The organism is Devosia pacifica, assembly GCF_014652635.1.
GTDB lineage: Bacteria > Pseudomonadota > Alphaproteobacteria > Rhizobiales > Devosiaceae > Devosia > Devosia pacifica.
On the sequence record NZ_BMZE01000002.1, the window covers coordinates 998683 to 1011100 of the forward strand.

The following is a 12418-nucleotide window of genomic DNA, read 5'->3' on the forward strand; positions in this document are numbered from 1 at the left end:
TCGGTTCAGGCAGCATCGCGTATTGTGGGGCAGCTCATGCAATGTCCGCCGCCGCGGCCTCGACCGAGTTCTGCGCCAGGGATAGCCAGCACCTCGATGCCAGCAGCTCTTAGTGCGGCATTGGTGTCATCGTTGCGGTCATAACCGATGACCACGCCAGGGCGCAGTGCCAAGACGTTGTTGCCATCGTTCCACTGCTCGCGCGCACGTTCTTCTTCGGTATCCCCGCCGGTCGGGATAACCTGGAGTTTTCGGTAGCCAAGTACGTCTGCCACAATCTCAAAGATCGGACGCGGATCGTGTCGAAAGGAAAGGGGAGCTTCGCCTTCGCCCGGGCGGATATCATAGCAAACCAGTTCGTCCGCGACCTCTTTGAAGGTTGTGACCACATCCCCTCCACAGAGCGTGAAAATCGTATCCAAATGCATCGCGGCCCGCGACTTGGGTATCCGAAACGCAACCACGCGATCGACGACACCGTCAGCGAATAGCTTTTTGGCTAGTTGACCGATGCCTTGCGGCGACGATCGTTCGCCCATTCCCACAAGAACGGTGCGGTTTCCAACCGGCATCACGTCGCCGCCTTCGAGCGTTGCAAGGCCATGGTCTCGCGTTGGATCACCCCAATGTATCGTGACTTTGCCGGCAAAGTTCGGGTGGAACTTGTAAATTGCAGTGTTAAGCAGCGTTTCTGGACGGCGCGCCGGCCAAAACATCGGGTTGACTGTAACTCCTCCATAAATCCAAGCAGAGTTGTCCCTGGTGAACAGAGCATTGGGAAGTGGCGGAAGGATAAAACCGTTATGGCCAAGGTAGCTGCCGAAAAGGCCGGTCGGCGTGAATGGAAGATCGGCGGTTGTCAGCCCGCCGATCAGATGCTCCGCCAGTTTCACGCTAGGCAATTCGGTCATCCAGGCACGCAGCTCGGACCTCATGCCGGCGCCGATCTGATCCGCAGTAATGCGATGGTCGAGCACCCAGGCACGACCTTCCTTGGAGTCCAGCGTTTCAGCCAAAAGGATGTTGACATCTAGCACGTCGACGCCCTCATCCCGCATTAGACTGGAAAAGATGTCATGATCCTTCTGGGCTTGCTTGACCCAGAATACATCGTCGAACAGTAGCTCCTCGCGATTGGAGGGCGTCAACCGTCGGTGCGCTAGACCGGGGCGGCAGACGATAACCTGCCTCAGCTTTCCGGTTTCTGAATGGACGCCGAAATTTTGATCGGACATTGGATCTTCCTTGATTAGAATTTTTGGATCAGAGCACCGCAGCGAAGCTGAGCGACGCCACAATGAAGACTGCGAGGATTAGCAGCAGAGGCCAAATGAATAGGAGCCAGCGTTCATAGGGAACGCGCCCTATAGCGAGGCCTCCGATCACGACTGCGAACGTGGGGTTGATCAGATTCACAAGTCCGTTGGCCGACTGGTAAGCCGTGACAACAAGGTCACGCCCCACCCCCGCAAAATCGGCGAGCGGCGCCAGAATGGGCATCGAAAGAACCGCCAGTCCCGACGAAGACGGAACCAGGAAGCTCATTGCCGTCTCGATGCCAAACATAGCGTTGATAAAGGCGACCTCTGACAGTCCGCTGACTGCCTGCTCCGACCAGTACAGGATCGTGTCGGAAATCCGTCCCTGCTCCATGATTACCACGATGCCGCGGGCCAGCCCGATCACCAACGCCACGCCAAGTAAATCGCGCGCGCCGTCGACGAAGGCCGCGGTGAACCGCTTCTCACCCATCCACGCGATGATACCAACGACAAGCGACGCTCCGAGGAACAGGGCTCCCATCCGAGCCATCCACCAGCCCTGCGTTGACACGCCCCAAATCATGACCGCGAAGGTTGCGGCGAAGACGATCAGCACCAGCTTCTGCCGTAAGGTAAGGTGGGCGTCGCTCCCTGTTGCGGTATCCTTGGAGAGGAAAAATCGCTCGTTGCTCTCCTTCATCGAGCTCACAACGGAGCGCGCCGGATCAGCCTTCACACGCGCCGCATAACGCATGACAAAAGCAGCGGAGAGGACGAACCCGCCGATTAGGATCAGTAACCGCAGGAAAAGCCCGCCGGTAAAGGGAATGGCCGCGGCGTTTGAAGCTATGATCGTTGCGAACGGGTTGATCGTCGACCCGAGCACCCCGATGCCCGCTCCAATCAGGATAATCGCGACACCGGTCACGCTATCGTAGCCGGCGGCTATAACGAGCGGGATTAGGATCGGGTAGAAGGCGAGCGTTTCCTCAGCCATTCCATAGGTCGTACCACCGGCGGCAAAGAGCACCATAAGGATGGGGATCATCCACTTTTCGCGACCACGAAGAGCTCGCATTGCCGAGGAGATCCCCGTGTCGACAGCACCTGTTGCATTAACGACGCCGAGAAATCCGCCGATTAGCAATACGAACAACGCAACGTCGATGGCATTTGCGACATTACTGTCGGGATCATAGAAACCAGCAATTGGGGCGAGTAAGACCTCAACCGGGCCCTGCGGGTTAGCTTCGACTTGCTGATAGGTCCCCGCAACCGCGATTTCACGACCCACAGCATCGTTCATGGCGCGGTCATACTGTCCGGCCGGAATCAACCAAGTCAGCGCGGCAACGACGACGATCAGGCCGAAGAGGATCGTGAAAGCGGTCGGAAATCGTGATGCAGGAGCGGGTTGTTCGTCATTCGGTTTGGTTGCTGCATCCGACATCTATTTCTCCTCGTTGCACTCGCTTATTGATGGGTAACAGTCGCCCGATCACAGACAGACCATCAGGACGTTTGACCGTGGTGGAGCCGACATACCTTCACAGACGCACTGAAGTGCAGAGCATTACAGTGCCGCTGTAATGGTGAGTGCCCGTAATCTTGATTCCGGATTGCCCCGATACCCGCGGTGACCGGGCACGCTCGTAGTCCTCATCTAGCGGCAGCCCCCTCAAGAAGAGCGCCCTCTCGGCGAGGTGGTGTATCGGGTGCGTTCGGCGCACTGAGGGAACTCTTTTACCCTCGAGTAAGGCCATGGCGATTCCGGAAGATGGCGAAGGGGCTGTAAGGCGCGAGGGTCGTTGGCGTCCTTAGAGAAACGCGGCCCGCCGCAAGGGTCGTCGCCGCGCCGAAAGGGGCGGTGACACTGGTTCACGGCCATGATGACGAGGAGCGCACCGATGACGGAACGCATAGCTTGGTTCGACGCCCTAACCGTCGGCTCGGACAGCGGCACCGTCCGGATCGGGCGCGGTGAGCCACTGCCGCTCGGGCTGCATGACTGCTGTGACGGCCTGAACATAGCGGTGTTCAGCCGGCACGCCGCGGGCGTGACCCTGCTTCTGTACGGAACGGCTGACGAGAGAGAGCCGTGCGCTCGACTACCGCTCGATGCCCGGCGTCACCGGACTGGCGACATCTGGCATGCGCGGTTGACGGGTGACCTTCGCGGGAAGTTCTATGCTCTGCAGGCCGATGGGCCCGGTTCGCCGGATGACGGACATGACTTCGATCTAGATCGAACGCTGCTCGATCCCTATGCCACCTCCGTCACCGACCTGTCTCCCGGCTCGCCCGGCCGCTGCGTGGTCGCCGACCAAGGCTTCGACTGGTTCGAGGACGCACCGCTCCGCCATCCCTGGAGCAAGACGATCCTCTATGAGACCCATGTCCGGGGCCTCACGATTGACCCGTCTTCTGGCGTTAACAGACAAGGGGAGTATCTCGGCGTGGTCGAGAAGATCCCCTACTTTCGCGAACTTGGCATCACGGCTCTGGAGCTGATGCCTATCCAAGCCTTCGCGCCGGAAGCACTCGAACGGAACGGTCCGCTGACCGGCGAGCGGCTGCGCGACTACTGGGGCTACAACCCCGTCGCCCTGTTTGCACCGATGTCCCGCTATTCCGGCAGCGTCGCGCCGGGCGGCGAGCTCGTCGCCTTCAAGACAATGGTTCGGGAGCTTCACCGGGCAGGAATTGAGGTCATCCTCGACGTCGTCTTCAACCACACGGCAGAAGGCGGGAGAAACGGGCCGACCTACAGCTTCCGGGGGCTCGACAACACGATCTACTACATCCTGACACAGGATGGGGAGTACGCGGATTATACCGGCTGTGGCAACACGCTGAACTGCAACCATCCGGTGGTACGCAACATGGTCGTAGATTGCCTGCGACACTGGGTGGTCCACTTTCACATCGACGGCTTCCGATTCGATCTCGCATCCGTGCTCGGGCGCGACGGGCGAGGGACGTTGTTGGCGAACCCACCGCTGCTCGAACAGATCGCCGAGGATCCGATCCTGCGCGACGTCAAACTGATTGCGGAAGCCTGGGATGCCGGCGGCGCGTTCCAGGTGGGCCACTTCCCCGGCCGACGCTGGGCAGAGTGGAACTGCCATTTTCGCGACGACGTTCGCCGCTTCTGGCGCGGCGATCCGGGCATGACCGGCGCGCTTGCGACCCGGCTGGCGGGCAGCAGCGATCTCTACCAGGACGGTGGCGAAGGTCCGCTCAACAGCGTGAATTTCGTCACCAGCCACGACGGCTTCACGCTCAACGATCTTGTCAGTTACACGCGCAAGCACAACGAGGCGAACGGCGAGGAGAACCGTGACGGCCTCGACGAGAACTACAGCGATAACTACGGCGCCGAAGGTTCGAGCGACGATCCGCAGATCGAGGCGATGCGGTTGCGGCAGATCAAGAACCTGCTCGCCACGCTCTTGCTCTCTCGCGGCGTGCCGATGCTGCTCGGCGGCGACGAGTTCCGTCGCACGCAAGGAGGCAACAACAACGCCTACTGCCAGGACAACACGGTCTCCTGGTACGACTGGTCGTTAGCGGGGCGGAATGCGGAACTCGTGCGATTCGTCCGGCAACTGATCGCTTTGCGCAAGGCGCATCCCGTCCTGCGGGCCGAAACCTTCTACACGGATGTCGAGGTCAGATGGTTCGAACCGACCGGGCAACAGCCAGATTGGCACGGGCCCGACAACAGGCTCGGCTGCCTCATCCGGGACAGCGGCGCGAGCCTTTGCCTGCTCTTTAATGCGGCTCTCGCCCCTTGCCGATTTGTCATGCCGCCCTCAGCGGGAAGCGGATGGCACATAGCGATCGACACATCGAAGAACGAAAGCATCGCCGATACATCTTTCGGGGCCGAAGACACGATTGCGCAGAGCAACATCTGGCTCGAGGCGCGCACGACAATCGTCGCTGTCAGTCGCTCCACAGAAGCGGGGCCCATCGAATGACTGGAGGGAGTTTGAAAATGAGCAGAGTGCAAGACAAGGTAGCGATCGTAACGGGCGCTTCGCTGGGATTGGGCGAGTCAGCGGCAAGGATGTTGGCGCGAGAAGGGGCGAAAGTGGTCCTCAGCGACATCAAGGATGAGGAAGGTGAGCGGGTGGCGCAGATCATCGGCGAGGACGGCGGCGATGCGCTCTACCTCCATCACGACGTTTCCGACGAGAGCGCCTGGACGTACGTGGTGCAGGCAACCCTTGATCGCTTCGGCCGCCTCGACGTGCTCGTCAACAATGCCGGTGTCGGCTGGGGTGGGCCTCCCGAGGAGGAGACGCTGGAGCGTTGGCATCGGCTGATGAACGTCAATCTTGACGGCGTGTTCCTCGGGACCAAGCACGCGATCCTGGCGATGAAACGGAACGACCCACCGGGCGGCTCGATCATAAACCTCTCCTCGATCGAGGGGCTTGTCGGCGATCCAAATCTCGGTGCCTATAACGCGTCGAAGGGTGGCGTGCGACTTTACACCAAGTCGACTGCTCTGTACTGCGCTAAGGCCGGCCTGAACATCCGTGTCAACTCGGTCCATCCCGGCTATATCTGGACGCCGATGGTGGAAAACTATCTTGCGGAGCATGGCGACGTCGAGGAAGGGCGTCAGGCCTTGAATGCTCTGCACCCGGTAGGCCATGTTGGAGAACCAGACGACATCGCCTACGGCGTGCTCTATCTCGCCTCGGACGAGTCGAAGTTCGTGACCGGCACCGAACTGGTCATCGACGGTGGCTACACCGCCCAATAGGCGCTGGTTGCTATAGGCGGCGAAGCCAGCAACTGCACTCCTTCAGGCGTTCGCTGACGCGCGCGCCGTCAGTGTCGAACAAAACATGACTGAAAGACTTCAAAAGCAAGCGGTTGCGCCTGCATTGGACCATCTGCAAGCGGTCGGCGCCGCTTCGGCGAGAGCTTGGCATGCCGTCCCGATTGAAGACGTGCAACTAACGCTGGGAACGAGCACCGACGGACTGGATGGGAACGAGGCAGAGCGGCGTTTAACCGTGCATGGTCCCAATATCCTGCCGGCTGCCAAGCCTCGCAATGCTTTCCGGCGCTTCCTTTCACAGTTCGACAATCTGCTGATCTATGTCCTGCTCGCCGCAGTAGCGATCACCTTGGCGCTTGAACACGGTATCGACGCGGCGGTGATCCTCGCCGTGGTGGTGCTCAACGCCGTGATCGGCTTCGTGCAGGAGGGCAGGGCCGAGCAGGCGCTCGACGCGATCCGCGGCATGCTGGCACCGCGCGCCTCGGTCGTGCGTGCGGGACGCCGCGTCACGCTCGCGGCGGAAGAACTGGTTCCAGGCGACCTTGTCCTGCTCGATCCAGGCGACCGGGTGCCTGCCGACCTGCGCCTCGTCCGTAGCCGCAGCCTGCGGATCGAAGAGGCGGCGCTGACTGGCGAGTCGGTCCCCGTTGAGAAGTCGCCGGCGCCCGTGATGGCCGAAGCGCCGCTCGGCGATCGTACCTCCATAGCGTTCTCGGGCACGCTTGTTGCAGCCGGGCAAGGCGCCGGCGTCGTTGTAGCCACCGGCGGGGACACTGAGATCGGTCGCGTCAGCGCCCTGGTCGGCGCCGTCGAGACTTTAACGACGCCGCTTCTGCGCCAGATGGATGGCTTCGCACGGCGGCTCACGGTGACCATTCTTGGCCTATCCGCCATTATCTTCGCTTTCGCCGTGTTCGTCCGCGGCTATACCGCCGAAGATGCCTTCCTTATTGTGGTCGGTGTCGCGGTGGCTGCCATCCCCGAAGGGCTGCCAGCGGTGATGACGATCGCGCTTGCCCTCGGCGTGCGGCGCATGGCGGCACGCAACGCCATCGTCCGGCGCCTGCCCGCAGTCGAGACACTGGGTTCTGTCTCGATTATTTGCACCGACAAGACCGGCACGCTGACGCGCAACGAGATGACGGTTGGGGCGGCGGCGACCGCTGCGGCCACCTTCGAGGTGAACGGTGCTGGCTACGATCCGAGTGGCGAGGTGCGTCTGAGCGAGGAGAAGGTCGAGCCGGCGGAACACTCCAATCTCATCGGCTTGGCGCGCGCGGCACTTCTGTGCAGCGATGCCTCGTTGCGGCGGACCGAGATCGGTTGGGTTGTGGACGGCGACCCGATGGAGGGCGCGCTTGTCGCCTTCGCTTCAAAAGTCGGAATCGATGTCGAGCATTTGCGACAGGAAACTCCGCGCCGAGACGAGATACCCTTTGACGCCCGGCATCGCTTCATGGCGACCTTGCACCACGGCGTCGACGGCGAAGCTTTCATCTGCATTAAGGGAGCGCCGGAGCGGGTGCTGGCGATGTGCGACCTCCAGCGCGGCCCGGTCAGCGATATGCCACTTGACCACGCTGCCTGGCGGGTGCGGGTGGAGGCGCTCGGGGCACGCGGACAGCGGGTGCTTGCGGTCGCCGTCAAGCGACTATCTTCGGCCAGCAGTGATCTCACTTTCACCGATGTCGAAGGGGGCCTCACGTTGCTCGGCTTGCTCGGGCTTATCGACCCTCCGCGCGCGGAAGCTGTGACCGCGGTGCGCGATTGCCGGGCGGCGGGCATCCGGATCAAGATGATCACCGGCGACCATGCGGCGACCGCCGTCGCGATCGCCGGGCTGCTCGGGCTGGAGCAGCCGGAGGCCGTTGCGACGGGGCAGGAGCTGGATGCGCTCGACGACGCGACGCTGCGGTGCAGGGCGCGTGACGTCGATGTGTTCGCCCGCACTGCGCCAGAGCATAAGTTGCGGCTGGTCGAGGCGCTCCAAGCCGACGGCGCTGTGCTGGCAATGACGGGTGATGGAGTGAATGACGCGCCGGCGCTCAAACGGGCCGATGTCGGCGTCGCCATGGGACAGAAGGGCACCGAGGCTGCCAAGGAAGCCGCCGAGATGGTGTTGGCTGACGACAATTTCGCTTCGATCGTTGTCGCGGTGCGCGAGGGCCGTACAGTCTATGACAACCTCAAGAAGGTGATCGCCTGGACCTTGCCAACCAACGGCGGCGAGGCTTTGACCGTGATCGGCGCACTCCTACTCGGGCTGACGCTTCCGATCACGGCGGTGCAGATATTGTGGATCAACATGGTGACCGCAGTCGCGCTGGGGCTCACCTTGGCCTTTGAGCCAACCGAGCCCGGCGCTATGCGCCGACCGCCTCGCGCCGCAGATGAGCCGCTGATTTCGGGCTTCCTGGTCTGGCGCATCGTCTTCGTATCGGTCCTGTTTGTGATCGGCACCTTCGGGATGTTCTTCTGGGCAGAATGGCGTGGGCTGTCGCTGGAGGAAACGCGCACTCTGGTCGTCAATACCATCGTGGTTATGGAGATCTTTTATCTGTTCAGTGTTCGCTATCAGCACGGATCGTCGCTCACCTGGAGCGGCGTACTGCGCACCCCCGTAGTGGCAGTCGGAGTCGGTGTTGTTGTGCTGCTCCAGCTTGCCTTCACCTACGCACCGCCTCTGCAGGCAGTGTTCGGAACGCGGCCGGTAAGCTTGACGGACGGGCTGACGGTAATCGGTGTCGGCGTCATTCTGTTGGCCGTCGTCGAAGCTGAAAAGCTGATTGGGCGTCTCGCCTCGAGGTCGCGAGAGTCCGGGCATTGACGAGAACGTATCTGCGCGGTGACAAACTTGGAGTCAGCGGAGATAAGCCTCGCTCGCATATCGGCGCATCATGCTCTGGCTATTGAAGCGGGGACCGATCTTGCTGATTGAGTCCTTCATCATGCGGAGCCAGCGAGCCCGGTCGGTATAATAGAGCGGCAGAACCGTTCGTTCGAGCTTGTCATAGAGGTTTTGGGCATCGCCTTCGTGACGCTGATCGTCGTGGCCGATTGCCCAGCCCGTTACTCCTTCGACCCAGGCCTCGATCCACCAGCCGTCGAGGATACTCAGGTTCAGGACGCCGTTCAGCGCCGCCTTCATCCCGCTCGTGCCCGAAGCCTCGTAAGGCGGCAGGGGCGTGTTCAGCCAGACGTCCGCACCGGCTACAAGCTTCTTCGCGAGCGCCATGTCGTAGTTTGGTAGAAACGCCATCGGGATTTCACCGGAGAGGGTGCGCATATGGGCGTGGATTTCCGCGATCAGCGCCTTGCCGCCCTCATCTCGCGGGTGCGCCTTGCCAGCCATCACCAGTTGGAACGGCTGCCCGCGGCTGATCGCCCGCAGCCGCTCGATGTCGGTGAATAGGAGGTCGGGGCGCTTGTAACCGGTCATGCGGCGGGCGAAGGCGAGGAGCGGAATATCCGGCCGCATCGCCGCGCCAGTCAACAGTTGCACTTCCGCGAGCAGTTCATCTTTAGCTTTCTGATGCGCTGACCAGATAGCGTTGTCTGAAAGTTGGTCCGCTCCAGAAAGCGCCTCGGGATCGTGCCCCCAGTCAGGGGCGAATCCCTGAAACAGCTGGGCAAAGGTCGGATGTACCCAAGTGGGGGCATGGACGCCATTGGTTACCGCCCGGATGCCGTAGCCGGGGAACATACGTCGGGTGGTCTCGGCATGGCGTATTGCAACTCCGTTGACATAGCCGCTCAGATTGAGTGCGAGCCGCGTCATGTTCAGGCGATCCGGTCCGGCCAGTAGCTTCATCTGGTCCAACGGCAGAAAGTCGCTGAGCAGACGCCCCGCTTTCTCGTAGTCGAAGCGATCGTGGCCCGCTTCGACAGGTGTATGGGTAGTGAAAATACAGCGCTCGCGCACTCTGTCCGCATCGTAGCTCAGCGCACCATCGCGCGGCCGATCGCTCGGATGCGGATGCTCGCGCAGCAGCGCAGCCGCGAGTAGCGCGGCGTGGCCTTCGTTAAGGTGATAGGTTTCAACGTCGAAGCCGAGTGCGTGTAAGACACGCATGCCGCCAACCCCAAGCACGATCTCCTGCTTTAGACGATAAGCTTCATCACCGCCGTAGAGGCGGTCGGTGATCTCGCGGTCGGCGGGATCATTGTGATCGAGCCGAGTGTCGAGCAGGAGGACAGGGATCGCATGTCCGATCGGACAGGTTAGCACGTGCAGCCACGGCCGTACCCAAACAGCGCGCCCTTCGATCCTGACGGCCACCATGGCATCCAGTGGTGTCGCCCAATCTTCTAAATTCCATGGATCGGCATGATCGATCTGCCGCCCGTTGCTATCGATCTCCTGGCGAAGATAGCCCTCTCGGCTCGCCAAGGTCAGGAACACCATTGGCAGTTCCAGGTCGGCGCTAGACCGGACGGTATCGCCGGCGAGCACGCCGAGCCCTCCAGAATAGGTATGCATCTCCGGACGGAGGGCGATCTCCATTGAGAAATAGGCGATTCGTCTGTGCGGGAGGAAAGGATCTAATGGTGACAACTGCTTGGTTCCCTCAGCCGGATGGACGGTTTCATTCCCATCCAAAGGCTGGAATAGCGCTGACGTTCAGTTGCACGCCCTTGACGCCGGGTACATTCTCGGCAGCGACACGAAGCGCTTCTCCCTGTTCAGGTGAATCGACAATGCCCCAGATCTGCACGTTGCCTTCGGCGACCGTGACGTTTACGCCGTAGGCTGGCGCCCAGTCGCTCGCCCTTATCTCCTCAAGAATTCGCTGTCGGATCACATCATCTTCGACGGATGCGATAGGCGCGGGAGCATCGCGTCGCGCCGCCAAACCACGCAGGAGATCGGCGCGGCTGACGATGCCAACGACTTTCCCGTCGCGGAGAACCGGTACACGCTTTATCCTTTTTGTCTCCAAAAGATGCGCGGCCTCGCCGGCGGGCGTATCCTCTGTGATCGTGACAACGTCGCGGGTCATAACGTCGGCGGCGGAGCGACCGTGCGACTTCACGTAATCCGCCGCGTTCTCGCCTGAGCCCGAGAAAAGTCGTAGCCACCACGAGCCGTGTCGATGGCTGCCGCCCTCGGCGCGGCGGAGGAAATCACCTTCGCTCACCATGCCAGCCAGCCGACCATTTGACTCGATTACCGGCACGGCGCTGATGTTCCGTTCCAGAAGAAGCCGGGCGACCTCGGACACGGTTGTCTCCGGTTTCGCCGAGACGACGGACGTAGTCATGATGTCCCTTGCCCTCATCACCGTCCTCCCAGCGCATCGAAGATCGCGCCGATTCCCAGCGCGGCATTGGTCTTGGCAATGGATTCGTGCGGGTCGCGCACCTGACCAATCAGTGCCCGGATCGCGTCCACCGTTTCCGGAATAACAATCGCCTGGTTGTCCACCATGTAGGCGTAGAAGAGTTCGTCGCCCTCGACTTTCAACATGTCGGACCACAGTGCCACTTCGTAGAGGTTGTCGTGCGGCCGGCCGAGATCGGCCATCAGTTCCTTGACCGAATTAATTGCCGTGAGCCCGTCCGCCATCTGGATGAGCGCGATGCGGGGGGATGTGCGGAAGGCATCGAGCACTTCGTCCTTCTCCGCCGGCCGTGTTAGCTGCACCGCCCAGTAGTGCAGGTGTGCCAGAGTTTCCGGAACCTTCACCGCCATTGTTACAACGTCGAGTTCGGGATCGACGCTCTGGGCGTCGGGGCCCTGATGGCTTGGGATCTCAGGCTCGGGTGCCAGAGTGTTCATGATGCCGCCGAGATGGCTTTCCCACGGGTCGGTCGCACGACGCATCAGCGTGCCGCGGGCGCGGCGGAGCAGGCCGGCGTGCTTCAGCGCGGCGAGCGTCCGTACCATCGAGGTCGTGTTGCAGGATACGACGCGGGTGCTGTCGCGACCCACAGCGCTCGCGTAGCTGGCCTCCGCCACAAAGGAGTGGCCGGTTACTTCGTGCTTCTCGCCGCCCTGCACGATGAATTTGATACCCTTCTGGCGGTAGAGCTCCACGTTTTTCGCCGCGACATGCTTCGGCGTGCAGTCGACGACCACGTCCGCAGTCTCGAGGAGGTCGTCGAGTGCGCCTGCCACATCGAGCCCGGCATTTTGCATCGTCCGCACGTGCTCGTCTGTAGCGCCGAAGAGTCGGTAACCCTTTTGCGTCACCATCCGAGCCCGCCAGTCAGCACTGACGTCCGACACGCCCGCAAGGTCCATGTCATTCTGCTGAGTCACCGCATCGGCGACGCGCTTGCCGATGACGCCGTAGCCGTTGACGGCAATGCGGCTCCTACTACTCGTACTCATGTCTTTCTCCTCTGGTGTGAG

8 protein-coding genes are annotated in these 12418 nt (G+C 61.5%); 3 read left to right on the forward strand and 5 right to left on the reverse strand.

The genetic code is table 11. From position 1 onward, the window contains the following. Nucleotides 1-5: 5 nt before the first annotated feature. Entirely contained in the window at nt 6-1235 is a 1230-nt protein-coding gene (locus tag IE127_RS12000) for an arginine deiminase (RefSeq protein ID WP_189425890.1), read from the reverse strand. 28 nt (nt 1236-1263) lie between these two features. Continuing rightward, nucleotides 1264-2712, reverse strand: coding sequence for a YfcC family protein (locus tag IE127_RS12005; RefSeq protein ID WP_189425891.1), 1449 nt, complete (start codon nt 2710-2712; stop codon nt 1264-1266). A 457-nt stretch (nt 2713-3169) separates the two neighbouring features. On the opposite strand from IE127_RS12005, the gene glgX reads away from it, so the two are divergent. The 3 genes from glgX to IE127_RS12020 all read left to right on the forward strand — a co-directional run bounded on the left by glgX (nt 3170) and on the right by IE127_RS12020 (nt 8890). Further along, nucleotides 3170-5245 (forward strand): glycogen debranching protein GlgX, encoded by a 2076-nt coding sequence (gene glgX, locus IE127_RS12010; RefSeq protein ID WP_189425892.1) that lies wholly within the window; start codon nt 3170-3172, stop codon nt 5243-5245. 17 nt (nt 5246-5262) lie between these two features. Further along, a complete protein-coding gene (locus IE127_RS12015) occupies nt 5263-6039 on the forward strand; it encodes an SDR family oxidoreductase (protein WP_189425893.1) in 777 nt (258 codons plus the stop codon). Between the two features lie 85 nt (nt 6040-6124). Beyond that, complete coding sequence (locus tag IE127_RS12020; RefSeq protein ID WP_189425894.1) at nt 6125-8890, forward strand: cation-transporting P-type ATPase; 2766 nt, start codon at nt 6125-6127, stop codon at nt 8888-8890. A gap of 33 nt (nt 8891-8923) precedes the next feature. Here the strand turns inward: IE127_RS12020 and glgP are convergent, their stop codons facing one another. Genes glgP through IE127_RS12035 form a run of 3 tightly spaced genes read right to left on the reverse strand, consistent with a single transcriptional unit; the run spans nt 8924 to nt 12397 of the window. Next, nucleotides 8924-10663, reverse strand: coding sequence for an alpha-glucan family phosphorylase (glgP, locus tag IE127_RS12025; RefSeq protein WP_373297312.1), 1740 nt, complete (start codon nt 10661-10663; stop codon nt 8924-8926). Beyond that, a complete protein-coding gene (locus IE127_RS12030; RefSeq protein WP_244640146.1) occupies nt 10650-11324 on the reverse strand; it encodes a CBS domain-containing protein in 675 nt (224 codons plus the stop codon). The genes glgP and IE127_RS12030 overlap by 14 nt, the downstream gene beginning before the upstream one ends. A 17-nt stretch (nt 11325-11341) precedes the next feature. Beyond that, nucleotides 11342-12397 carry a type II glyceraldehyde-3-phosphate dehydrogenase gene (locus tag IE127_RS12035; RefSeq protein WP_189425897.1) on the reverse strand — a complete coding sequence of 352 codons (1056 nt, stop codon included), beginning with the start codon at nt 12395-12397 and terminating at the stop codon, nt 11342-11344. Nucleotides 12398-12418: the final 21 nt, after the last annotated feature.

Excerpts from the sequence above, each read along its gene's own strand:
- IE127_RS12035 (WP_189425897.1), bottom strand. The coding sequence starts at position 12,397 with ATGAGTACGAGTAGTAGGAGCCGCATTGCCGTCAACGGCTACGGCGTC.
- IE127_RS12005 (WP_189425891.1), bottom strand. The coding sequence starts at position 2,712 with ATGTCGGATGCAGCAACCAAACCGAATGACGAACAACCCGCTCCTGCA.
- IE127_RS12015 (WP_189425893.1), top strand. The coding sequence starts at position 5,263 with ATGAGCAGAGTGCAAGACAAGGTAGCGATCGTAACGGGCGCTTCGCTG.
- IE127_RS12020 (WP_189425894.1), top strand. The coding sequence starts at position 6,125 with ATGACTGAAAGACTTCAAAAGCAAGCGGTTGCGCCTGCATTGGACCAT.
- IE127_RS12030 (WP_244640146.1), bottom strand. The coding sequence starts at position 11,324 with ATGACTACGTCCGTCGTCTCGGCGAAACCGGAGACAACCGTGTCCGAG.
- glgX (WP_189425892.1), top strand. The coding sequence starts at position 3,170 with ATGACGGAACGCATAGCTTGGTTCGACGCCCTAACCGTCGGCTCGGAC.
- IE127_RS12000 (WP_189425890.1), bottom strand. The coding sequence starts at position 1,235 with ATGTCCGATCAAAATTTCGGCGTCCATTCAGAAACCGGAAAGCTGAGG.